Genomic DNA, 23,216 nt, shown 5'->3' with positions numbered 1-23,216 from the left:
ATCTTTTCTCAATCCCTATTCCCTTTCTCCTGCTCTTATTCCCTTTTTCCTGCTCTTATTCCCTTTCCTCCCCAAATCATTCCTGCCTGTTAGGTTGATTGTCATCTGGGGTATTTTGAGTTAGACAAGCAAGGGGCATAATGGCGCATGAGACTGCAATTTGCCATGGTGTACAAGGTTGGGGTATCACATGGCTGAGGAAATCGATGGCAAGCTGAAATTGATGGTCGTTGATGACGAACCAGATAACCTGGCGCTGTTGTACCGGACTTTTCGGCGAGATTTTGAAGTCGTCAAGGCAGAAAGCGCGATCGAGGCGCTGAAGATTTTAGATGAACAGGGCGAGATGGCAATCATCATCTCCGACCAACGAATGCCAGAAATGCTAGGAACTGAGTTTCTCAGCAAAACAGTTGATCACTTTCCCGATACGATTCGGATTGTGTTAACGGGCTACACGGATGTTGAAGATTTAGTGGAAGCCATTAACGCCGGGAAGGTGTTTAAGTACATCACCAAGCCGTGGGTGCCCGACCAACTTAAGGTTGTAATCCAGCAGGCAGGGGAAACCTACCGCATCGTCAAACAACGCACCAACGAACTCAGGCGGGCGCTGCGTCGAGAGTCGCTGTTTAATGCTGTAACTACAGCCATTCGTGAATCGCTCAATTATGACAGTATGCTGCAAACCATCGCAGCGACTCTAGTACAAACGTTTAATGCGAGTGAGTGCATTTTACAGCCTATAGAAGGCGATCGCCTGACGACCGAGGTTTTTTATCACTCCGCGATCGTCAACGCAGACAACAGCAATCCCGCGCAACAATCCTTGTCCACAGATGATCTCTTGATTCAAAATGTCCTTAGTACACGCCAAATTCAGACCGATAAAATCACAGGTAGCCCGCACCGCTTAGTTGTTCCCATCACCTATCAGCAAGATTTCCTCGCTATCTTTGCCATGCATCGGGAACTGGATGCTGCACCTTGGTCTAGCGAAGACATTACCCTTATTCAAGAAGTTGCCGAACAAGCTGCCCTTGCCATTTCTCAAGCGAAGCTTTACCTGCAAACGCAAACGCAAGCCGAGCAAATGCGGGCAGAGTTAGAAGTTGCCCGTCAAATTCAGGGCAACCTGCTGCGGCAAACTTTACCCGAATTGAAGGGGATGAAAGTTCAAGCATGTTGCTATCCGGCACGGGAGGTTGGCGGAGACTTTTTTGAGGTTTATGCCCATCCTCAAGGCGATGTTTGGTTAGCAGTAGGAGATGTTTCTGGAAAAGGCGTTCCTGCTGCCCTGTTCATGGCAAGCGCAATTTCTGTCTTACGGCGAGAACTTTCTCAAGAAATGCCGCCAGAGCCTCATATTGTGATGCAAAACTTAAATCGCAGCTTGTCTGAAGATTTAGTCAGCACCAACTGTTTCATTACCATGGTGTTAGTCTGCTACACCCCATCCACTCACAAGCTGATCTATGCGAATGCCGGACACATTTACCCCTTAGTCTGGTCTAGAGAAGCAGTTTCAGCCCATCTCGCTCAAGGACAACCCGTGACAATCGAACCGAATTATCTGAAAGTGCGAGGTGTGCCCCTTGGCATCTTGCCGCATTGGAAAGCTGCTGCTGGTAGCATTGACCTTAACCCCGGCGAGATTCTTTTGCTTACCAGTGATGGCATTACTGAAGCAACCATCCACAATGCGGAACCGATTAATGGTACCAATCAAGTTAATGGCAGCAATCAAGCCACTGCCATGCTGCAACAAACCGGGTTATGGCAATTATTGATTCAAGATCAATCATCCTTGGATCTGAAAGACTTGCTTGCCCGGATTCGATCGCACAATGATATACAAGAAGACGACCAAACTATTCTCTCTTTGGAGGTTCTGTAGCGAATGAGAACTGAACTTCACATCCCCAGCGATCTACAGTTTTTAAGCATCGTCGAGAATTGGCTGCTAGGCAGTTTAGAGGTTGAGCTAGGCGACCATGTAGATTGGCCCAGACAATCCAACCGTTTACGTTTAGTGCTGGTAGAAGCCTATTCCAACGTGGTGCGCCACGCTCACAAAGATCAGCCCAACTTGCCCGTTTTAATTCGTTTGGAACTCCAAGATCGGGATATTGCTCTAGAGATTTGGGATCATGGACAAGGGTTTGACTTGTCTACCTATCTTCCTCCTACTCCAGAAGCAAAACAGGAGAGTGGCTATGGCTGGTTGATTTTAAATCGGCTAATGGATCGGGTGGAATATCGGTTGCAGGTAAATGGAAAAAACTGTTTGAAACTAGAAGCAAGCATTCCCGAAGCCAAACCTGCGCCCGTAGAGAAGGCTGAAGCGGCACCGACTTTTACAGGCAAAGAAGGATAGAGCGAATCGGGGTGCAGCGTACAAAATACGAAGTGCAGTGGGCGAAGAAAGGCTGAATTGGCGATCGCCTCGGCACAAATATTCCTGGTTTGTCAATCTTTAAATATCTTTGGAGTTACCTGCTTTTCATGGGGTGGGTGCTGTAGACTACTTTAGCTGTCGTCCAGTTAAAGGGATTTTCTGGCATTTGGTATCCGCCTCCACCTTGCCATAATTTTATGTTTGCTACTTTAGATGTAGCGCCTTCAAAATGTTTAAACGCTGCCTATAGCGTTTTTTCTTATGTTGAGGTGACTTTCAAAAGCGCATGGCTCCCAAATTTGCGAGTCAGCAGGAATGATTTAGGGAACTATTGACCGTTCTCCTCAAATGCAGCTTTCTATTCTCCCTACCGTCCGCTAGAACATGAGGTCAGTTGTGGAAGCAACGGCAATTGAAAATTTTTGGGCAGAAGCCCTAGACCGCCTTCAGCTTTTGCTGAGTCGCCCGACGTTTGAGGCATGGATTAAAACGGCGATCGTAGAAGAGTTGACCGAGGAACGACTCGTTTTGCGAACGCCGAATCCTTTTGCCCGAAAGTGGTTGCAGAAGTATTACCTCAAAACACTGACAGAGGTGGTTCAAGAAATATTGGAGCGCCCGATCGAAATTCAAATGACGGTTGCCTGTGATGATGAGGGCAACCCAGTGGATTCAGATTTCTTCTGGGCATTGCCGATGGAACCCAACGCTGCCAATCTGACTAGCCCGATGGAGATTCCTACTGTGACCGTTTTGCCTGAGCCAGCTGATCGCCCCCGTTCTAGCGATCTCAATTCAAAATATATCTTCTCTCGTTTGGTCGTTGGGTCGAATAACCGCATGGCTCATGCTGCATCGCTGGCAGTAGCAGAATCGCCCGGTCGAGAATTTAATCCGCTGTTTTTGTGTGGTGGCGTTGGATTAGGCAAAACCCATTTGATGCAGGCGATCGGGCACTACCGTTTGGAAATTTGCCGGAGTTCGCGGGTTTTTTATGTGTCCACAGAGCAATTCACCAACGACTTGATTACTGCCATCAGACGCGACAGTATGCAGAGCTTTCGGGAGCACTATCGTGCGGCAGATGTGCTGCTAGTCGATGATATCCAGTTCATTGAAGGCAAAGAGTACACCCAAGAAGAGTTTTTTCACACGTTTAATACCTTGCATGAGGCAGGAAAACAGGTTGTGCTGGCATCCGATCGTCCCCCCAATCAGATTCCCCGGCTACAAGAACGGCTTTGCTCTCGGTTTTCCATGGGATTGATTGCCGACATTCAATCGCCCGACTTAGAAACCAGAATGGCAATTTTGCAAAAGAAAGCTGAGTATGAAAACATGCGTTTGCCGCGCGATGTGATTGAATATATCGCCTCCAGCTACACCTCCAACATCCGAGAGTTAGAAGGAGCGCTGATTCGGGCGGTCGCTTATATTTCCATCTCTGGGTTACCCATGACAGTAGCCAATATTTCGCCCGTGCTGAACCCGCCGGTGGAACAAGTGGAAGCGTCTCCCTCGGAAGTAATGACCATCATTGCAGAAAACTTCAATGTGCCGATTGAGGAGTTGAAAGGTCATTCTCGGCGGCGGGAAGTGAGCACAGCACGACAGATTGGCATGTATCTCATGCGCCACCACACCGGGTTGAGCCTGCCCAAAATTGGGGAAGTGTTTGGCGGCAAAGACCATACAACCGTGATGTATAGCTGCGACAAGATTGCCCAACTGAAGGAAAATGACACATCAATGGCGCAGACGCTTCGTCAGTTAAGCGATCGCATCAATCAAGCAAGTCAATCCCGCAATAAATCCTAAAAAACTTCTATTTTTAATTCAGTAGTCTGAAACCAATGGATTTCAGACTATTTTTTGCTAGGGATTATTTTGCTCATTGATCAGGTTGACTTATCTGGGGAAAAAATAGAGTTTTCCCCAGAAAACCAAATTTATGTGTTTAAATAATTTAGCTTCTCCTAAATTCGAGTAAATCAGGTCAGTAAATTTTTGCGTTTAAAGAATGTAAACATTTGTAAATCCTGAGATCACCTGTGGAAAAACTGTCAATTTCTGTGGATAAGTCTGGGGAAAATCAGTTTATAACGATCTAGCGATCGTGGAAAGACACACTAAGTATAAATACTGTGTGGAAATGACCTGTTTTTTTCCACAAGTTATCCACAAGCAAAAAAGTGTTAGATTCCTATCCCAGTTTGATCTGACGATCTTTTCCACAGTTTCCACAGCCTCTACTACTACTATTTAAATAAGTTTTTCTTAAGTCCGGATCGATCTCGTTAACGGCAAAAAATCTCAAAACAGGCTCAGGTGGATCGTTTCAGGCAACAGTGGTAGGATCTCCAGACAAAGACTTCAGAGCGCCCCCAAATGAAACTGGTCTGCACCCAAAACAGCCTCAGCACAAGCCTTTCTTTAGTTAGCCGCGCTGTTTCCACTCGCCCCACGCATCCAGTTTTAGCCAACGTGCTGCTTGTTGCCAACGCAGAAACCCAGCAAGTCAGCCTCAGTGCATTTGACCTGAGCCTCGGCATTCAAACCAGTTTTGCTGCAACGGTTGAAGCCGAAGGGAAACTGACGCTGCCAGCCAAACTGCTCACCGACATCGTGTCTCGCTTGCCAGAAGGCGATATTATCCTAGAAAGTAGCTCTGATGACGATGCTAGCTTTCTCACCACCCTCACGTGTTCCTCTGGGCGCTATCAGGTGCGCGGTATGAGCGCCGAAGAGTTTCCTGAATTGCCCACAGTCACCGATGGCGAGAGCTTGCACCTCCCCTCAGAAGCCATGCTAGACGGGTTGAGAGGCGCACTATTTGCCGCCAGCGCCGATGAAACGAAGCAGGTGCTCACCGGTGTTCACCTGACTTTAGCGGCGGAAGAGTTAGAGTTTGCTGCTACGGATGGACATCGCTTGTCGGTAGTGCAAACGACCAATGTAGATGATAACGGCAATGGCGCAAAAGATAGCACTTCAGAAGATGCCACAGCACTGGATGTGACGATTCCGGCAAAGGCGTTGCAAGAGCTTGCCAAAATGCTGGAGCGACAAACGGGCAGTTCGGTTGCAGTGAAGCTCGATCGCAATCAGGTGATTTTTGAATGGGTGGATCAACGCCTCACCAGTCGTCTGTTGGAAGGGCAATATCCCAACTATCGCCAACTCATTCCACGTCAATTTACTCACCAGACCACCATTGATCGCCGCCTGTTTCTTAGTTCTTTGGAGCGCATCGCAGTCTTGGCAGACCAGAAGAACAACATCGTTAAGCTGAGTGTGGATACGACTAATCAGGCAATGTCGCTGTCGGTGGATGCACCGGATGTGGGCAGTGGTGAAGAAACCATCCCGGCTCAAATTACGGGCGAAGATATGGCGATCGCCTTCAACGTCAAGTACCTGCTCGACGGCTTAAAAGCTCTCAACACGACCGAAATCCAGCTTCAGTTCAACACCCCCACTAGCCCCGCTATCCTCACTCCCCTCGGCGGCTTAAAGATGACCTACCTCGTTATGCCAGTTCAAGTAAGATCCTGATGATTGAGTGTCTACAAAGTAAACAACAATAACAAAACAGGATTGGTATGTTCGTTGTTTACACACAATAATCCTGCTTGCCTTTAACGTACTCGATGTACTCAAAGTACATCGATGTTTTTTATTCGAGGATGAATAGTGTTGTAGAATAGTACGAGTTTATTATTTTGCGGTATGAAGCCTCAACGCATTAAGTTGCCGGATGGTAGGGTAAGTTGGTTAGTACTCGATGATGACTACCAGCCGATTAAACCTATCACCCGTTATGTGAGGTACTTGGAGAACCTAGAACGTTCTCCCAATACAACTTTAAACGGTAGTCCTAAAGATGTGATGATAGCTGAAAGCCCCTGCCAGTCTTGAATCTATGGATCATCACTTGCCGCAAGGGGTTGAAGTTCCCGCGCAATATGGAAGCGAGAACACTGACTACGGCTCAGGCTGGCGCACTTTCGACTCAAAATCAGCCTATAGACTTAAGGCATAAAACTGTTAGCTGTATGCCTGCAACGTCTGTTCAGTCTTCATTGCAGGCATCATTACCTTTAGGGCACTACCACTTTTCGACTGTAGCTGAAGTTTCGGGGGTATCAAGGGCTTGGCTCAATAAGGAACCTGATGTTCAACAACGGATTCAGTTCCTTCGCAATCAGCAGACTCCCAAGAAAGGTGTGCCACCAAGTCAAAAGGCCTCGGATGCGTTCAATGCCGCCAAGGTGAAGATGCTGCTTCAGGAGGTCAAAAAGCTCCGGGTGACTAACCAGGGATTACAACAGCACATTGAAGAAATCTTGGGCAGATCGCGGTCTACGCTGATGAACAGGTTGAGAGGTTGCGAGAAGCGACCGAGGCTCTTAGGAAAGAGAATATTGAGCTGAAGAGGCAAATGAATTATTACCGCTCACCCCAACAATGTCATCGACTTACCTGAGCGAACTGCCGTTGCCCTAGAAAACAGAGCCAACCAGATTCAATCGGAGATTTCAAACCTTAATATCAAACTGAACTCAACGCTGAACAAGGTGATTGAGGCTGCCCCACAAGCAACGGTGTTATCTGCTCTGGAAGCCCTGAAAGAAGTGATGACTGCTGGTGCAATCAAAAATCCTGCCGGATGGCTGAGGCGAGCGGTCGAGGAGCGATGGCAGCCCAACAACAACTTTTCCCAGACTGACAAGACAAACGATCTCAGATCGTTTAATGAGTGGTTTCCATTAGCAAGGGCAAAAGGATTAGTTATTGCTAGTACAAGAAGCGAAAGCGGAATCAAAGTTTTGGCAGCGAACGACCAATGGATGCCTTTTGCTGAGCCTATAACTCTATACCCGCTTGAAAGTTTTGAAGAGTAAGGACATCTGAATTTTCAGCTGCTTCCCTATTTGGGTATGATGAATCACGAACTATCCTCATTAGACCTGCTTTGAAAATAGAGGACTAGCTCGGTGGTTGAGGGGCGGTAAGGGGCGTTAATTGAACCTGATATCCCAACCGCTCTATCCGGTGCTGCAAGGTTTGGAGCAGTTGGTGTTGGGTGCGTTGCCCCGAATCGGTAGTGCGGTAGTCGCGGTAGGGTTGGTGTTGTTTGAGGATGTGATAGACCGCAATCAACAGGCGGTGGGCGACGGCAACAATGGCGCGTTTGTGTCCCCGACGGGACGCAAGTCGGCGATAGACCGTAGCAAAATGGGAGGCTTTGCAGCGCACAGCAGCATTTGCCATTTGTACCAAGATGCTTCGCAACCAGCGATTTGCGGGTGGAGTTTTGCCAGAGTATTGTTTGCCCGCACTCTCATGATTGCCCGGACAAACCCCAGCCCACTTACACAGATGCGCGGCGCTGGGAAAGCGTCGCATATCACTCCCGATTTCTGCCAGCAGCAGTTGAGCACTGTGACGGGCGATTCCCGGAATGCTGTCGAGCAACGGCATCGCTTGCTGCCACGCCAACGGCAGGTCAGAGGAAGAATCTGTCTGAGGCTTGGATTCAGCCGCCGGAACGAGGACTTCGACCGGAGGCATGTGCTGCTCAATCAACTGCTCGATTCGCGCGTCAAACGGTTTGAGCTGGCGGTCGAGAAACTCTAGATGGTCGAGATGCATTTGGATCAAGAACCGATGATGGTCCCGCACTCGACCCGAGAGCGCTGCAATCAGTTCGGCTTGCTTGGATCGCATGCGTCCTCTGGCAAGTTCAGCGAGGGCTTCTGGGTCTTCAACTCCTGCCACCAGTGCTTTGAGTATGGCGCGCGACGAGACTCCCCCGATGTCACTGACCACCGATGCCAGCTTCAGATTTGCCCATTCCAACACTTTTTGCAGGCGATTGATGACACTCGCGCGTTCGCGAATCAGCGTCGTGCGCTGGCGGGTCAAGTCGCGCAAATCACGTTGGGGCAGGGGTGGAATAAAACTGCCACGGACGAGTCCATAGCTCAGTAGCTCGGCTAACCACTCGGCATCTTTGACATCGGTTTTGCGTCCAGGTACTTGCTTGAAGTGATGCGAGTTCACGACTATCACCTCAAAGCTGCTCTCCAATACGTTGTACACGGGTTTCCAATATTCCCCTGTACTTTCCATGGCAATGTGCGTGATCTCGCTACTCGATAGCCAGTCGCACAGATTTAACAACTCGCGGATGGTCGTACCGTAGGTGCGGGTTTCGCGCTGCGGTTTCCCATTCATATCCAAACTTAAGCAACAGACCACGACCGTCTTTTTGTGAACATCAATTCCAGCGCAGCGCTCATGGGTGACTTGCATCAGGCTTCTCCTTGATTAGGGTTAAGCTGGTTCACCCGCCATGTCGTTAATTGATCCTGCTTTGCGTGCTGTCTCGCAGTCGGCGAAATGCACAAATGGGTGTCCCAAGGGCGGGTACGGTCAGTCTCCTGCTCAGGCTGATTGGCACTAGTTCCAATTCGACCTCTAAACCAGTTCATCTGACGTTACCACTTTCATCCCAGGGTGTGAGCAATCGCTCATGATGTCTCTTGCGTGAATGTATGTAAGCAGCTAGAACTAGGTCAAGGAGGAGGATATTATGACCTACGAGCAACTTAGCCAACTTAAACCCGGAGCTTTCAAACGTCGATGTGGGGTTCACCTTGAAACGTTTGAGCAGATGGTAGCAATATTGCGTCCCGATCTTGACCGCAGGGGAAAACGGGGTGGACAGTGCAAATTAAGCGTAGAAGACCAATTGTTGGTCGTACTTGAATACTGGCGAGAATACCGGACACAGTTTCATATCGCCACCACGTGGGGGATGAGCGAGTCAGCCGTATGTCGATTGATTCAAAAGGTGGAAGGATTATTGACCAATTCAGACCAGTTTCGGCTACCCGGCAAAAAGCAACTCTACCAGAATGCCAGTACTTGGAGCGTAGTGGCAGTGGATGTGACTGAAAGCCCCATTGAGCGTCCCCAAAAAAACAGCGAGGCTACTACAGCGGCAAGAAAAAGCGGCATACCCTAAAAGCTCAAGTGGTAGTCAATCAAGCGACTGGACAGATTATCTGCACAGCCTTTGGCAAAGGGCAAGTCCATGACTTTCGCTTGTTCAAGCTCCATCGCCTGCCGATGCTGCCGGAGCAGTTGTGTTTAGCGGACAGAGGCTATCAGGGTATGGCAAAGCTACATCCCTGTAGTTGCACTCCAACCAAAAAGCCCCGTAAAGGCAAACTGAGCAAAGCCGAGCGGCAGCACAACCGCACTCTAGCCCGATTACGAGTGGTCGCTGAGCATGTGAATCGGAAGCTCAAGATTTTTCGGATTCTCGCTGAACGGTATCGAAATCGACGCAAGCGCTTCGGGTTGCGCTTCAACCTGATTGCGGCGATCATCAACTGTGAACTTTCGCTCTCTTCTTGATTCACGCAAGAGTTCTATTCAACAAGAAACCGGACTGACCGCATCCGCCGGAGTGTCCATCAATAAGTTTCTATCCAAGATTGCCTCTGGGTTAGATAAACCGGATGGGCTATACCTGATTGCTCCCGAAGCGGCAGCAGCCTTTGTGGCTAACCTCCCCGTTGCAAAGTTCTACGGAGTGGGGGCCGCGACGGCACAAAAGATGCAAAATCTGGGAATTCAGACGGGAGCGGACTTGAAGCAATGGGCAGAGGCAGATTTGGTCACTCACTTTGGCAAAGCGGGTAGGTATTACTATCGAGTCGCGAGAAGCGTAGATGATCGCCCAGTCAACCCTAACCGGGCTCGCAAGCCGATTGGGGCAGAGCAGTCGTTTGCCGCAGACTTGGAGGCCATTGAACCGATGGTCGCTGCTTTGGAAAAGCTGGCAGCAGAAGTGGTGACTCGCATGGAAAAACACCAGCGGTATGGCTACACGTTGACTCTGAAGATTAAATACGCTGACTATCAGCAGATTACTCGTGCCCAAACAATAGATGTGCTGTTTAAGGATCAACAGATGCTTTGCAATCGGGCGATCTCATTGTTGGAGGAACACTTGGATCGATCTCGCAGAGTTCGATTACTAGGACTCACGGTTTCCAACCTGGCAGAGCCAACCCTTTCCCCACCAGTTCAGCAACTTTGTTTAGAACTACCACCCTTTTTTCGGTGATGTTCAGTTGCTTAGCTTTGCACAAATTTCTAGCAGATTAATTGGGACATGGAGCAACAGGCGGGTTTTATAAGTTCTACTCATTGGCTTCAGCCGCGTATCACAGCCTGATTGGACTAAAACGGGCCTCAAGTAGTTACTACAGTTGTAGATCCTCATCTCCGAGGCCGTCTCATATAAAGATTCAACGTCTCAAAAGTCAGCAGGGCTAAAATCGAACTAACCCAATCCTTCACAGTCCGCTACAACGCCCTAAACTCGTGAGACTGTCGCCTCGGTTAGTCCGACCGGAAACGCGCGCTCAACCAAGATAGGGCAACGGTGACACCCCTGTCTCATCTTCTTGGCTAGTTGCTTGACCGGCAAGCACTCAACCACTCGCTTCCACAAGAGCTTGCACAGTGCTGAAATCAGCTTCATTGTCTGCCACTACTATTGCTCGATGCAGCGGTGGCTAGCCAAAGCAAGGGCAACGCGAAGACCATTTTTACAGACAGTCGATCAGCGATGTCTGCGACTGTGCATTCTGGAGGCACCTCTACGGAATGAACCATTAGCAGTTTTCGCCACCGCATGGCTAACGCTCGACGCTTGAAGTGGTAGAACTGGGCAATCGCTTGATGCCGTCGTCGCCATGAGGACCAATGCAACAGCTGTCGAGGACTCAATGGAGGCTGCCAAGCTAAGCGCCATAGCAAGTGACGCAGTTCAGCCACACTCAAGGGCACACGGCCCATGCCTGCGACGGCTGCACCGGAGGGCGGTACTGGGCAGCAGTCACCGTTGAAAGCCCTTTTTTAGCCGCCTGCGCTCGCGTCACCGTTAAGAAAGCGTGGGCCAGTAGCGCTAACGTCATATGGCGATACCAGCCATTCCATGAACGCACTTCATACTCATCCAGCCCGACTTCCCCTTTGGCACTCTCGAAACAAACCTCGATCGTCCAGCGCCGACCGGCAACCTGCACCATCGTCTGCAAAGACGTTCCAGGCGGCGCAAACACCAGATAATAAGCCCAGTCTTCTGGGTGTTCGATGCCCCGTCGGACGAGTGCCCAGTGCTGCCAATCGCACCCTTTGGGACTGTTAATCGGCATACAAGTCCAGTCAAAGTAGCGTTCTCCCTTCGTGCCCGTCCCACAACTGAGCCGGTGCCATTCTTCAGCGGGCCAACTCATGGCGAGTTCCTCGATGCGCATCGATAGGGCATCGCGCCCAACGTTCTCTTTTGACCAAGTGGTCAGGACATACGCTTGATGCCGTGCTTCTAACCATTGCCGCAAGCGGGCATCGCGCCCGTAGACTTCATCCCCAGTCACCCAACGGCCTGGCAGTCCCGCCGCAAACGCCCGTTCTAACAGGCGTTGTGCCAGCATCGGCTTGGTCGCAAAGGCGGCCTCTGGCGGAATGCCAGCTTGAGCACATCGCTCTGGCTCATCCAGCCAACGTTGCGGTAGATACAGTGTTCGATCAATCAACGTGTAGCCATCGGCGGCGGCATAGCCGAGAAAGACGCCGACCTGACAGTTTTCAATCCCATTGCCGGTGCCACTGTACTGCGGTTGCACCCCAGCTGAGTGGTCGCCTTTTTTGAGAAAGCCTGTTTCATCGAGCACAAACACCGCTTCTCGATCGCCCAACGCTTCATTCACATAGGCTTGCACGTCGTCTCTCACTAAATCGGCATTCCACTGGGCTCGACCGAGGAGATGTTGCATCCCATACGGTGTGGGCTTGCCCAGTTGTTCTGCGATTTGCCAGCTATTCTTCCGCTCAGCTGCACTGAGCAATCCTTGCACATACTCTTTCGCGCGCTCTCGCAGCTCTGCGCGTTTGAAGCGCGGGGCCAGCCGAATCATGAGGGCATCGAGGTCGCTGGCCCAAGTCTCAAGCTGTTTCAGATTTGACTCGACCTCGGCTTCACTGAGGTCGATTTGGGCAAGGGCGAGAGTCATCACGCATCACCTAGAACACTGGTTTGACGCTGATTCTAGGCGAAATACAATCATAAATTCAACATCTACAACTGTAGTATAGTACAGAAAATCCCATGCTACAAGCGTAATCCTGACCTGTTGACCCACCTACGATGTCGATTCTGTGGATGACTCATTGCTCGTTTCGCAATGAGTCAACCACTAGAAAGAAGATGAGCAAAAGTTATCAATCAAGCCCCGCCATCCTTCCCTGGCAAATGTTTCTGTTCATCAACTGTGTCTAAAATAGGCAAGATCTCAGTCTGAAACTTCCATCAAGAAACGGCTTCAGCCGATGTGGTACTTAATTGACAGAAACGGTGGCATACCCCTTAACGGCTCATGCTGGAGACTGCATCATGACGACCTTTGTTGCCTTGGATTTTGAAACCGCAGATCGCGTTTGGCTCAGACGCCGGATTGACAGCGCCCGTCACTGGTATGAGCATCATCAACCTTGAAAAACATGAGCCGATTGAGCGATTCTGAGCTTAGATAGGCTGAGCACTTTTTCGGCGACTATATTGTGATGAAGTTTAAGTACGGTTCAGCATGGGTGACAGCCCTTATCATCTCACTTATTACAGCGCTGCCTGGGTTGACAGACACAGGGACAATTCAGGGGGCTGGTCGTGTGAACATACGCGCAACGCCTTCTACAAGCGCTCCTGTGCGGCACTATGGGTTGGGCGGCGATCGTGTCAACATTCTCAACCAGACCAATGCCCCAGATGGCTACCGTTGGTACTTTGTCGAGTTTCCTAATTCCGGTGCACGGGGTTGGATTCGAGCCGACTTGCTAAGGGTCGGTGGCAACTATGGGGGCTCCTCGACTCAACGCATCGCGTTTGCGCCCGGTACGTCAGCCGCTACTGTAGGGGGTAAGGTGCAAGGTGCTCAGTCTCGCGACTATCTGGTGAATGCTAGAGCTGGTCAAACGCTCAACCTGAGCACAGTCGGCACCAGCTCCTTTTTACAGCTACAAGTGTTTGCCCCCAATGGCAGCACCCTTTACACAGGCAGCCGCAACTGGTCATCTGTGTTACGCCAAAGTGGAGACTACCGAGTGCGCGCGCGGTTGGTGCCTGAGGAGCAAAAGCGGGGGGTAACAGCAGAATATAGTCTTACGGTCAGCGTTCGTTAGTAGCATCAGTTGGGTGTGTGTGAAAGTACTGTCCCGCGAGGATAAGGCTTGCACAACTCTCTTTGTTCACAAACAATTTGGAACAGCTATGGCAATTTGTTGATGGCAAGGCGAGGGGCGATCGCGCTAGAGCAGAAGTGTGAGGTTTCGCGGGTTTAGCCCAATCTATGGCGAGGGGCGATCGTACTACGGTGTTAGGCATCTAGGGGTTGAGTTAAACTCAGCGGAGTGGGTGACTGCTCCGCTGAGTTTAACTCAACCCCCACATGACTTCACGCAGCTTGCCGAGTCATCAACTGAGCAAATAACCCTGCTTGATTTGCTAGTTCCTCAAACTTGCCCTGCTGTAGAATACGACCAGCTTGAAGTACATAGATCCGATCTGCGTTGCGAATGGTACTGAGCCGATGGGCGATCACAATCCGGGTGACTTGAAGTCTGTCTAAACTATCGCTGACGATCGCCTGGGTGCGGTTGTCTAACGCGCTGGTGGCTTCGTCAAATAGCAGAATGCGAGGTTTCAATGCCAGGGCGCGGGCAATCAGGAGCCGTTGTCGTTGTCCGCCGGAGAGATTACCGCCGCCTTCACTAATGACAGTGTGCATTTCCATCGGCATTGCCGCAATATCCTCTGCAAACCCCGCCATCTGAGCGGCTTCCCAGGCTTCATCCAGGGTAATTTGGGCCCCACTGGCAATGTTGTCAAAAATTGACCCTGAGAGCAATCGCCCACCTTGCAGCACCACGCCTAATTGCCGCCGCACCGCCTCCACATTCAATCCCGCCAAGTCTTGACCGTCGTAGGCGATTATTCCCGATTCGGGTCTCTCAAAACCCAGCAGTAGCCGGAAGAGCGTTGATTTACCGCTACCCGATCCACCCACTAGAGCAATAAATTCTCCAGGTTCCGCATGAAGGCTAACATCGTCCAGGGTCAATGCTCCACTGTCCCGATAGCGAAAGGTGACATGATCGATGCTAATTTTGCCCGTCAGCCGCCCCGGATCGGTTTTGCTCAGGTCTACTTCAGGAACGGCTGCTAAAATCGGCTGGGCGCGCTTTCCCAACGGAATGACTTGCAGCAGATTGGTGGCGGTATTACTCAAATTCATGGCTCCGCCAATGAACGTGCCAAATGCTGAGTTGAAGGCGAGGAATGTGCCGACCGTCAGCCCGGCTGTACCAGCCGTCTTCGCTTCTTCTAGCAGTTGCATCGTTAGCCAGAATAGGATTGCCGAGGTCAGCGTGGGCAGTAGGGTGTTAAATAGAGCGACCCAATCTTCCAGGTGTTGCGTACTGAGATTGAGTTTTACCTGCTGACTGTAGTGCTTGCTCCAAGTTGCGAACGCTCGCTCTTCGGCTCCAGCCACCCGCAATTTGGAAATGCCATTAATTAGTTGGACGGTATGTCCAAAAATGGTACCTTGCAATTCCAGCAAGGGGCGAATTTTGCGGATTAGCATGATACCGGATAAGGTGGTGACGGCGATCGCGACTAGGGCAACGGCGATCGCGACCAACGCCAACTTGACGCTGTAGTAAAACAATAGCCCCAGGTTGAGCAAGGCAAACAGTGCACTCACCAGATTGATCACCGTCGTGCCGCTCAATTGCCGCCGAATTTGACTGATGGAGGTGACACGGGATTGCAGATCGCCTGTGGTGTATTGGCGGAAAAAGGAGACAGGTAGATTCAGCAACCGATCCCAGACTGCCGCTTGGGTTGCGGCATCCGAGACAGTTTCCACTCGTAAAATGGCAAGTCCTTGAGCAATCCGAAAGGCGGCTGTGCCTAGGGCAACTACCAACAATCCCAGTCCCACTTGGAGCAACAATCCTCGGTCGGCATCGGGAATCGCATTGTCGATCAACATTGCGGTTGCTTGCGGCGTGAACATCCCCAACAGGGTCGCCGCAATCCCAGTCACTAAGATGACCAGCAGATCTTTCACGCATCCCTTCAGCGCAAATCGCAGGAGTTCCAGAGTCTTGAGGGCCTTGTCCGGTAAGGGACGATAGAACATGTAGGCAACAGGAGTCAGGGTCGCCGCCACTTCTGCATTGACCGGAGTGTAGGTGCGATCGACCGGATTAAACAATTGATAACAAGTGGCAGAGATGGGTAATAGTGCGACCAACTGATTCATCTCGTGAGTATAGGCGGCGATCGCTCCGCCATCCTTCTCCCACCAGTTGTCCCGCAGCAGCACCCGCCGCATTCTAACTCTAGATGCCCGCATAACGGCTTCTAGCGGTTCTTTGATCCGTTTAAAGTCCTCCGATTCAGCCGGGGGATGGATCTTCACCCCCAACGCTTTGCCGATCGCCCCTGCTGCAGCCAAAAGTGGCGAATCGTCAGCAGAAAAGTCTGTGGCTGGAGTCCCCAGAGTGGATACCAGTTCGCCTAGAGCTTCCTTTATCACCTGCTGATTCAGCCGTTCCTGTGCCTGAAGCCGTCGCCACTCCGCCTGCGTTGCTTGCTGCTCCAAGCGATCGATGCCGTAAAGCACATACGTCTGCAACTGAGACAACCCTGCCAGTAGTGCATCAAGGTTTTGGATGTCTCTTGTTGGCTGCGTCACCAGTTGCACATCATCGACAGCTTCAATCCACAAGCGATCGTTGAGCGGTACTAACCCTGTCGCTGGGCTAAGAACCAACGCCTCAGACGCCAGCCAGCGCACACTACCCTGCTGGATTTGCATCCAAATAACAGTATCCCCTGCGGGTTGCAACGTTTGCTGGCGGCTCAATGAAACTCGTGCTGCACCCGCCACTTTGGTAAGAATCACTGGCACAGGTGCCTGAGACGGCACTGCACCTAATTGGTTCACCCAGTGGTCGATTTGGGTGATCGTTGATTCATCCTTGCTAACCAGCCGTTGCCTCAAATCGTCTGACTGAACTTGCAACAATTCTGTCTCTTCGATCGGCACTGCTAAAATCTGGCAGTGATGCGGCTCAGGTCTGGGAGTTGTCCCAAATAGTGCATCTCCAGAACTTGCACTAAACAAATAGTGCCGAGTGCCTTCAATCCCATCTCCAACCATGACTGCAAACAGGGCAACAGCGCCAGATTGAATCACCCACATTGTTTCTGGCTGATTCAGCAACATCGGCTGATTGCCGCGAAACTTGCATACTTGCCCCTGTGATTTTGTATCAAGTTGGATAACCATACTAGTTTCCCCTTATTAATCATTGGTTTTAGTCATTAGGTCATTCACAAACACTCAATGCCAAAAACCTTAAAGTGATTCCCCTTCAGTGCGAATCAAGCGTGAGTACACGCCATCAACTTGCCAAAGTTCTTCATGAGTGCCACGTTGCACAACTTTGCCACGGTCAAATACGATGATTTCATCGCAATCTCGGATGGTGCTTAAGCGATGCGCCACGATCAGGCAAGTGCAGCCGCGTTGACGCAGATTGCGATCGATGATTTTCTCCGTTTCCGTATCCAACGCGCTTGTCGCTTCATCCATCACTAAAATTGCGGGATTATTGACCAACGCTCTGGCAATCTCTAATCGTTGTCGTTGTCCACCGCTCAGGTTCACGGCTCCCTCGCTCAACTCGGCATCATAGCCCCCTGGTAATGCCAGAATCACCTCATGAATTGCCGCGTCTTGACAGGCTTGAATGATGTGTTTCTCTGGTACGGTGGCATCCCACAGCGTCAGATTCTCTCGCACCGTGCCGCCAAACATCGAAATATCTTGCTCCACCAGCGCCACAGAGTTGGTCAAGATCTGGCGCAGAATCTGTGCCCTTGGTTCACCATCAAAGTAAATCTCCCCGGACCAGGGTTCGTATAGTCCACTCACCAGCTTGGCGACGGTAGACTTGCCAGACCCACTGCCACCCACGAGAGCGACTCTCTCTCCCGGTTTCAGCCGCAAGTTCAAGTCTTCAATCAGTGGAGCCGCCAACCGACTATAGCCAAAGGTGAGATGACGTAACTCGATCGCACCCTGGAGCCGAGGATTTTGAATTTTGAATTTTGAATTTTGAGTTTCAGATTCTGCCTCTTGCCTCCTGCCTTCTGCCTTCAATTGTGGGTCTGTTGGGTTTCGCAACACGTCGTCGAGGCGCACCAAATTTCCTTCGAGTTCTTGCAAGGAGCTACCAAAGCTCACTAGGCTGTTAACGGGAGCGAGAAAGCTTTGCATCAAACCTTGAAACGCGACCAGCATCCCGATGCTGAGGTATCCATCCATCACCCGTAAGCCACCAACTACTAGCAAGAGCATGGCGGAGAGGGCGGAGAGGAGGGTTGGCAGCACGGAAAAAGTCTGGTTGCTTAAGCCCAATTCTTGCTGGGAGTTGATCGCCTTCGTGTAATAGCCTGCCCAGCGAGCAAAGAAATCTGACTCTAGCCCGGATGCTTTTAGAGTTTCAATACCTTGGAGGGCAGAGATCGATGTGCCAGAGACTTTACCGTATTCCTGAATTAAACGCTGATTCGTGTCAATACGGCGGCGGGAAAGCCACTGCAAGGTGAAAATATTGATAGCAGCAAAGATGATTCCAGTTGAGGTCAAGACCCAATCGTACTGAATCATGATTAGGACATAGAACACGACCATCACGACATCGATCGCGGTTGTCGCCAATTTTCCTGAAAGCACCTCTGCCACCTGATCATTCAACGTGGTGCGGTTGCTGATTTCCCCAGCAAATCGTTGGGCATAAAACCCCACAGGTAATCGCAAAATGTGCCAGAGAAAACGGCTGGACATACCCACAGATAACTTGATTTTTAATCGACGCAGGTAACGCAACTGAAATAAGGTCAACAGTGCCTGGAGAATCGCTGCAACTACCATGCCAATAATTAATGGACGTAGCCATTGCTGCCGCCCTTCAATCAAAATTTCATCGACAAAAATCTGACTAAACACTGGCACTACTAGTTCAATCAGAGTCAGCAGAAATCCCGCTAGCACACAATAGGCAACTGCCCCTTTAGAACTGCGTAATCGCTCCCATAGAGCTAAAGTCATGCTGGGCTTGCGGCCCCCTTTAACAAACTCCGTGCTGGGTTCTAGCACTAGCACCACGCCTGTGTAGCCTTCATCAAATTCTGCGTGAGAAACGGTGCGCGGTCCGGAGGCAGGGTCGTTCAGATACACTCGCTGCTTGCCAAAGCCTTCCACCACCAGGAAGTGATTAAAGTTCCAAAACACAATGTAGGGCGGGCGCAACGCTTGCAGGTGCTCTAGCTCTTTCTTGTAACCCTTCGCTTGCAGTCCATAGGTTTGAGCCGCTTTCAAAATATTCGCAGCTTTACTGCCATCGCGAGAAACGCCACATTCCTGCCGCAATTCGGGTAGGGGCACGATGCGATCGTAGTATCCCAAAATAATTCCTAGAGCGGCTGCACCACACTCTACAGCTTCCATTTGCAGCAGCGTGGGAGTTTTAACTCGCTGACCCTTAACTCGCTGCTTCAAACTCTGCAAGGGAGATGCAGGTGGCGATGAAATGTTAGAAGAAGCCACTGGTAGACCTCAAAATAGGTAAGACAAAGGTAATCGGAGCGCGCTCTTCCACCGAGACTCGAACAGTGGTGGTGGTTCCCGATGAAATCTTCAGGTTGGGTCCTTTTGAGGATGACCACTGATAGCCGCTGGCGGTGGCAGCGTCGGGCTTCAACTTGGCGAACACTTGAATCACACCTTCTTGTTTGTCAGCCACCAAGCCTTTCACCATTTCCGGATTGCCGACAATGCTGGCAGCCGATTCTGTGGTAATCGGAAAGGTGGAAACGCTGGCAACCGTGCCGACAATGCCGCCAAACCGCTCACGTTTGACCGTTTGCGGCGTGATCTGGATTGTCATTCCGGGTTGAATCTTTTTGCCATCACTGATGCTGAAGTAGGTCATGCCAACCAGGTTACTGGAGCTAATTTCGGTGTCGATGTTGCCAATTCGGGTGCTTGCCTCCAACATTTGTCCCGGATGCACGGCAATTTCTAGAATCCGCCCGTTATGTTGGCTGATAATCTGGCTGCTGTTGCCCAGTTGCAGTTCCAGTTTGGCAATCTCGCGCTGGACTTCCTGGATCTCTTTGGTGCGCGTAGTGGAAGCTTCCAAATCTTGCTGTGCCAGCGTCGCCTCGCGGCTATTCAGTTCTTTCAATTTCGCTTCTACATCGATGATCGAAGTAAAGTTATCCCGGTTGCTCTTTTCCTGCTCGGTTTCTTTGGCATCCAGTTGTTTCAGTTGCGCCTGGAGATCGGCGATCGCGTCCCGGTTTTCCTTATCTTTGATCTGAGCATCCAGCAACACATCGTTGGTAATAATCCGTTCAGCATAGAGTTGTTGCCGCACGGTTAGTCGCTCTGCCAGAATCGGAGCCATTGCCGCTGTTTGGCGTAACTTTTGCTTCAAACTCCGCCGTTGTTCCTCAATCGCCTCCCTATCGGTACGTTTAATCTTTAAGGAGGATTCTTGTAAGTCCCGCTTCTGTTGCTGGAGATACTCACGTTGCTGCTGAACCGATCGCCGTTCTTCGGTATTCCGCACGCCCCGCAAAAAAACCACCGCCTGATCTTGAGACTGCAATTCGGTTAACTTCGTGCGCTGTTGTTGCAGTTGTTTTCGTAGTTCCGATTGGTCGATCGTTCCCAGCACATCGCCCTTTTTCACCACATCCCCAACCTTGACCTTCAGCGCTACCAATTGCCCTACACTTTTGGCTGGCAAAGACACCACTTTGCTAGGGTAAACTAACGCGCCTCGGCCTTCGATCGTCACTGGAATCCGTCCATACACACTCCACACCAGCGCAGTTGCGACTAAAGAACCTAAACACGCTAACGGCAACCAACTCTTCGGATTCACCACCTGCATCAATTGATCTAACCGCTCCGGCGACGCTAACCGCTCCAACGATTCCTTCCGAAACAAATCCCGCTTTTGAGTAACCATTTCAATCACCCTCAATTACTTACTTTCATTGAGCTTTTTGGAGAATTTCTTGCCAGGATGGTATTCTTCAATACATTGAGAACCCTCTGCAAACCCTCGACGATACAGCAAAAAAATACTCAGCAATAAATGTTGAATTTTGGAAATATTTCTATGTAAACCGCTCCGCCAGCCCAGGCTATAAAGTCGATAATCTAATTGCCGTTGAATCTGCATTCCTATCTCCAACTTGGTCAAATTATTTAAGAAAACAATCCTACGAAATATTGTTTTTACTTATTCATTTTTGTTTGATAGAATTTTTCACTCTTTTGAAGAAGAGTTGAGTTGAGATAAGCAAAGACTTATTAAAGTATTTCTTATATCTCAACTCAACCTAGAAAGCTTACTAAGATTAAGCTCGTTTGATGAATTGACCAAAGTGGTTTATCTAAGAAGCGACCCTACCCAAAAAGGTTTATGTTCAGGTCCACGTCGTGAAAAACAGGGAAGCTATTTTCTGGAGATACTGAATCAAGGCAAATCAGAAGTAATTTACTACTATGCTCTTCGCCTTGATCCAGCCTATGTAATTGAAAGTAGAAGAACTATTTCTTCTTGAATGAGACAGAAGCTCTTCCAATCCTGAATCCTGGATTGAGGAAGTCAAAGACTGATCCCTTCAAATCGATAAAATCTCTATCATCAACTTGAGGCGGCTGAGGCGGTTGAGGCGGGCAACCGCCCGCAACCATATTAAGTTCCTCGGCGCTTAACTCATCCAATGCTTCAACTTCAACATTTGCTAGACGTACTGATTTGATCATTTCCATTTTCGTTTCTCCTTAAAATGATGGATTTGCTTACTTCTGATAGAGATTGCTCTCCCCCAGACCTCAAGAAACAAGGTTTTTAATTCCTTTTTTATTCTTGATACTACAACTATAAATAATCGGAAACGAGATAACAATGAACAATATTTAGATGAAAATCAAGTTTTTGTTTTAAATGAAATGATTGAGGAATCAAGAATTTTTGAGCATAAAAATAGACGTTAAGTGAAAACTCAACGTCTACTTTCGAGATGACTAATATAGGCTTTTCCCACTTGAGATACTATCTCTAACTTCTTGAAAAATTAGAGGTTTAAACAGTTAGCTATACGATCGCTTAAGCTGCCTCAATGCCGCCTAATCGACGAAGCATCCAGTCGAAGCGAGTACCCGCGATCGCCATCTGATCCAGCACATTAAAATTCAATTCATCCTCCGCTTGAATGGCACCATTGAGCGACGTGACGCGATCGTCCACCTGCTGACCATAGCCAAGTCGATCAAGCAATTCTTGCAGGCGATTAGACAGTAAGTTTGCCAGCATTCGGTAGAACCGGGAGGCAAACCCAATGTCTTGTTCTAGTTTGATGGCGAGGTGCGATCGCGGAATTGCCAACACGAGTGAATCTTGCAACGCCGTAATGGTGGCAGGAGGTAAGTGAGCATTTAGAAATAGCGTTTCACCCACCATCTCGCCCTTCGACAATCGGGTAATTTCTTGACCCGATTCGTCTGCATCCAGCACTGAAAAAGCTTGGACAAAGGGATTACGAAGCTGATCAAAAGTGGAAACCATTAAGATGCCATCCAGCAGGATATACAGCGCCTCAATGGGTTTACTTTGATGAATCAGAACTGAATTCGCCGGGACTTTTTGTTGCTGACCGATCGCCACCAGCCAATCAATATCGCTGTCATTCAACGCTCCTAAAATAGACAGCACATCCCGCAGGGGTTGGTCTTGAGTCAGCGAGTTGCAACCCATTTGACCGATTAGAGTCTGCAATCGATTAGATAAGATGACGGCGATCGCCCGATAAAACCGGGCTGCAAACCCAACATCTTGCTTTAGTTGAGCGACTAATTGAGCCTGAGAAATTGATAGCACTAGAGAGGGTTTGAGTGCTTTGATGGTTGTACTTGCAGTGGTCTGAGTACCCGTCAACAGACTTTCTCCCACAACCTCACCGCTCCCTAATCGGGCAACTTCCAAATCCGAGATGGCATCATCCTGGGCATAGACACGATCGAGGTAGTTACCCTCAAACGTAGCCGCCGTCACCGCCAGGCAGCCATCCAACACCAGATGAAACGTGTCGATCATTCGTCCTGCTTGAGTCAGCACCGTTCCAACACCAATTTCCCGACAGTGCCCCACAGTACCCAACCACTGAATGTCACCATGATTCAACTCCCGCAGCATCACATCAGTAATCTGCTGGCTCATGTGTTGTTCTTGGGCGGCTTTAACTTTGGCAACCATTTTGGCAAACACCCGCGCCAGATAGCCGATGTCGTTTTGAGCCTGGGAGATTTCAGCTAATGCCGGAGGCGCAAAATTTCCTCGCTCCACTGCCTTTGCTGCCTTTGTCAGGCGGCGCATAGGTCTAAGCAGCCAGCCAGCCAAGAGCAATGGAATGAGGGTGGCGATCGCGCCTAATGTCCAAACGCTGTAATGATTTTGGTAATGTGAGCGAGCAAAGACCAGGAGCAGGATTGGAGTCCACGTGACCCCCAACATGGCTGTTGAGAGTAGGGTCATCAATGACCAGGCGGAGGGGTGAAACAATCGATGTAAGGGTTTCATA

Annotated in this window: 19 protein-coding genes; 9 read left to right on the top strand and 10 right to left on the bottom strand. The window is 49.9% G+C overall.

Features of this window, described 5'->3' with window-relative positions; all coding sequences use genetic code 11:
- The first annotated feature begins 190 nt into the window (after positions 1–190).
- The 5 genes from JOY44_RS29150 to JOY44_RS29130 all read left to right on the top strand — a co-directional run bounded on the left by JOY44_RS29150 (position 191) and on the right by JOY44_RS29130 (position 7,302).
- Positions 191–1,897, top strand: coding sequence for a SpoIIE family protein phosphatase (locus JOY44_RS29150; protein WP_171571969.1), 1,707 nt, complete (start codon positions 191–193; stop codon positions 1,895–1,897).
- Positions 1,898–1,900: 3 nt separating this feature from the next.
- Positions 1,901–2,377: an ATP-binding protein gene (locus JOY44_RS29145; protein WP_171571968.1), complete on the top strand. Its 477-nt coding sequence runs from the start codon at positions 1,901–1,903 to the stop codon at positions 2,375–2,377.
- 417 nt (positions 2,378–2,794) lie between these two features.
- Positions 2,795–4,216: a chromosomal replication initiator protein DnaA gene (dnaA, locus tag JOY44_RS29140; protein WP_242541700.1), complete on the top strand. Its 1,422-nt coding sequence runs from the start codon at positions 2,795–2,797 to the stop codon at positions 4,214–4,216.
- 570 nt (positions 4,217–4,786) lie between these two features.
- Positions 4,787–5,953, top strand: coding sequence for a DNA polymerase III subunit beta (gene dnaN, locus JOY44_RS29135; protein WP_171571966.1), 1,167 nt, complete (start codon positions 4,787–4,789; stop codon positions 5,951–5,953).
- Between the two features lie 1,022 nt (positions 5,954–6,975).
- Positions 6,976–7,302, top strand: a complete 327-nt coding sequence (locus tag JOY44_RS29130; protein ID WP_171571963.1) for a hypothetical protein — start codon at positions 6,976–6,978, stop codon at positions 7,300–7,302.
- An 85-nt stretch (positions 7,303–7,387) separates the two neighbouring features.
- Here the strand turns inward: JOY44_RS29130 and JOY44_RS29125 are convergent, their stop codons facing one another.
- Positions 7,388–8,716 carry an IS110 family transposase gene (locus JOY44_RS29125; RefSeq protein WP_171571962.1) on the bottom strand — a complete coding sequence of 443 codons (1,329 nt, stop codon included), beginning with the start codon at positions 8,714–8,716 and terminating at the stop codon, positions 7,388–7,390.
- Positions 8,716–8,895 carry a hypothetical protein gene (locus tag JOY44_RS29120; RefSeq protein ID WP_171571961.1) on the bottom strand — a complete coding sequence of 60 codons (180 nt, stop codon included), beginning with the start codon at positions 8,893–8,895 and terminating at the stop codon, positions 8,716–8,718. The genes JOY44_RS29125 and JOY44_RS29120 overlap by 1 nt, the downstream gene beginning before the upstream one ends.
- Positions 8,896–8,996: 101 nt before the next feature.
- Here JOY44_RS29120 and JOY44_RS29115 point away from each other — a divergent pair.
- Both JOY44_RS29115 and JOY44_RS29110 read left to right on the top strand, forming a co-directional pair.
- A protein-coding gene (locus JOY44_RS29115; RefSeq protein ID WP_415881148.1) for an IS5 family transposase occupies positions 8,997–9,826 on the top strand; the annotation gives its coding sequence in 2 pieces (ribosomal slippage) (positions 8,997–9,387 and positions 9,387–9,826; 831 coding nt in all).
- Positions 9,804–10,541, top strand: coding sequence for a hypothetical protein (locus tag JOY44_RS29110; protein WP_197985791.1), 738 nt, complete (start codon positions 9,804–9,806; stop codon positions 10,539–10,541). Before JOY44_RS29115 ends, JOY44_RS29110 begins: the two co-directional genes overlap by 23 nt.
- 416 nt (positions 10,542–10,957) lie before the next feature.
- Here the strand turns inward: JOY44_RS29110 and JOY44_RS29105 are convergent, their stop codons facing one another.
- On the bottom strand, positions 10,958–11,278 hold the full coding sequence (locus JOY44_RS29105) for a hypothetical protein (RefSeq protein WP_171571987.1): 321 nt from the start codon (positions 11,276–11,278) through the stop codon (positions 10,958–10,960).
- Positions 11,260–12,399, bottom strand: a complete 1,140-nt coding sequence (locus tag JOY44_RS29100; RefSeq protein WP_242541748.1) for an IS701 family transposase — start codon at positions 12,397–12,399, stop codon at positions 11,260–11,262. The genes JOY44_RS29105 and JOY44_RS29100 overlap by 19 nt, the downstream gene beginning before the upstream one ends.
- A 437-nt stretch (positions 12,400–12,836) precedes the next feature.
- Here JOY44_RS29100 and JOY44_RS29095 point away from each other — a divergent pair, with 437 nt between their 5' ends.
- Positions 12,837–12,977 carry a hypothetical protein gene (locus JOY44_RS29095; RefSeq protein WP_171576876.1) on the top strand — a complete coding sequence of 47 codons (141 nt, stop codon included), beginning with the start codon at positions 12,837–12,839 and terminating at the stop codon, positions 12,975–12,977.
- 173 nt (positions 12,978–13,150) lie between these two features.
- On the top strand, positions 13,151–13,660 hold the full coding sequence (locus JOY44_RS29090) for an SH3 domain-containing protein (RefSeq protein WP_203032221.1): 510 nt from the start codon (positions 13,151–13,153) through the stop codon (positions 13,658–13,660).
- A 272-nt stretch (positions 13,661–13,932) separates the two neighbouring features.
- Here the strand turns inward: JOY44_RS29090 and JOY44_RS29085 are convergent, their stop codons facing one another.
- From JOY44_RS29085 to JOY44_RS29060, 6 genes are all read right to left on the bottom strand, one after another.
- Positions 13,933–16,839 (bottom strand): NHLP bacteriocin export ABC transporter permease/ATPase subunit, encoded by a 2,907-nt coding sequence (locus tag JOY44_RS29085; protein ID WP_171576911.1) that lies wholly within the window; start codon positions 16,837–16,839, stop codon positions 13,933–13,935.
- 69 nt (positions 16,840–16,908) lie between these two features.
- The gene (locus tag JOY44_RS29080; RefSeq protein ID WP_171576910.1) at positions 16,909–19,164 is read right to left on the bottom strand and encodes an NHLP family bacteriocin export ABC transporter peptidase/permease/ATPase subunit; all 2,256 of its coding nucleotides are present in this window, start codon (positions 19,162–19,164) and stop codon (positions 16,909–16,911) included.
- Positions 19,151–20,596 carry an NHLP bacteriocin system secretion protein gene (locus tag JOY44_RS29075; protein ID WP_171576909.1) on the bottom strand — a complete coding sequence of 482 codons (1,446 nt, stop codon included), beginning with the start codon at positions 20,594–20,596 and terminating at the stop codon, positions 19,151–19,153. The genes JOY44_RS29080 and JOY44_RS29075 overlap by 14 nt, the downstream gene beginning before the upstream one ends.
- Positions 20,597–20,611: 15 nt before the next feature.
- Positions 20,612–20,812: a hypothetical protein gene (locus JOY44_RS29070; RefSeq protein WP_203032220.1), complete on the bottom strand. Its 201-nt coding sequence runs from the start codon at positions 20,810–20,812 to the stop codon at positions 20,612–20,614.
- Between the two features lie 371 nt (positions 20,813–21,183).
- Positions 21,184–21,408: a hypothetical protein gene (locus JOY44_RS29065; RefSeq protein WP_171576908.1), complete on the bottom strand. Its 225-nt coding sequence runs from the start codon at positions 21,406–21,408 to the stop codon at positions 21,184–21,186.
- Between the two features lie 337 nt (positions 21,409–21,745).
- On the bottom strand, positions 21,746–23,215 hold the full coding sequence (locus JOY44_RS29060; RefSeq protein WP_171576907.1) for a cyclic nucleotide-binding domain-containing protein: 1,470 nt from the start codon (positions 23,213–23,215) through the stop codon (positions 21,746–21,748).
- Position 23,216: the final 1 nt, after the last annotated feature.

The sequence above is a fragment of the Leptolyngbya sp. Cla-17 genome (assembly GCF_016807185.1).
Lineage (GTDB): Bacteria > Cyanobacteriota > Cyanobacteriia > Leptolyngbyales > Leptolyngbyaceae > ULC077BIN1.
The sequence above is the reverse complement of the archived record's forward strand: the minus strand, read 5'-3'. Positions and strand labels throughout refer to the sequence as shown.

Bases quoted from the DNA above. Each gene is read 5' to 3' on its own strand.
- JOY44_RS29120 (WP_171571961.1), bottom strand. From the start codon at position 8,895: ATGAACTGGTTTAGAGGTCGAATTGGAACTAGTGCCAATCAGCCTGAG.
- JOY44_RS29105 (WP_171571987.1), bottom strand. From the start codon at position 11,278: ATGGGCCGTGTGCCCTTGAGTGTGGCTGAACTGCGTCACTTGCTATGG.
- JOY44_RS29150 (WP_171571969.1), top strand. From the start codon at position 191: ATGGCTGAGGAAATCGATGGCAAGCTGAAATTGATGGTCGTTGATGAC.
- JOY44_RS29065 (WP_171576908.1), bottom strand. From the start codon at position 21,408: ATGGAAATGATCAAATCAGTACGTCTAGCAAATGTTGAAGTTGAAGCA.
- JOY44_RS29070 (WP_203032220.1), bottom strand. From the start codon at position 20,812: ATGCAGATTCAACGGCAATTAGATTATCGACTTTATAGCCTGGGCTGG.
- JOY44_RS29085 (WP_171576911.1), bottom strand. From the start codon at position 16,839: ATGGTTATCCAACTTGATACAAAATCACAGGGGCAAGTATGCAAGTTT.
- JOY44_RS29125 (WP_171571962.1), bottom strand. From the start codon at position 8,716: ATGCAAGTCACCCATGAGCGCTGCGCTGGAATTGATGTTCACAAAAAG.
- JOY44_RS29060 (WP_171576907.1), bottom strand. From the start codon at position 23,215: ATGAAACCCTTACATCGATTGTTTCACCCCTCCGCCTGGTCATTGATG.
- JOY44_RS29100 (WP_242541748.1), bottom strand. From the start codon at position 12,399: ATGATTCGGCTGGCCCCGCGCTTCAAACGCGCAGAGCTGCGAGAGCGC.
- JOY44_RS29145 (WP_171571968.1), top strand. From the start codon at position 1,901: ATGAGAACTGAACTTCACATCCCCAGCGATCTACAGTTTTTAAGCATC.
- dnaN (WP_171571966.1), top strand. From the start codon at position 4,787: ATGAAACTGGTCTGCACCCAAAACAGCCTCAGCACAAGCCTTTCTTTA.
- JOY44_RS29075 (WP_171576909.1), bottom strand. From the start codon at position 20,596: ATGGTTACTCAAAAGCGGGATTTGTTTCGGAAGGAATCGTTGGAGCGG.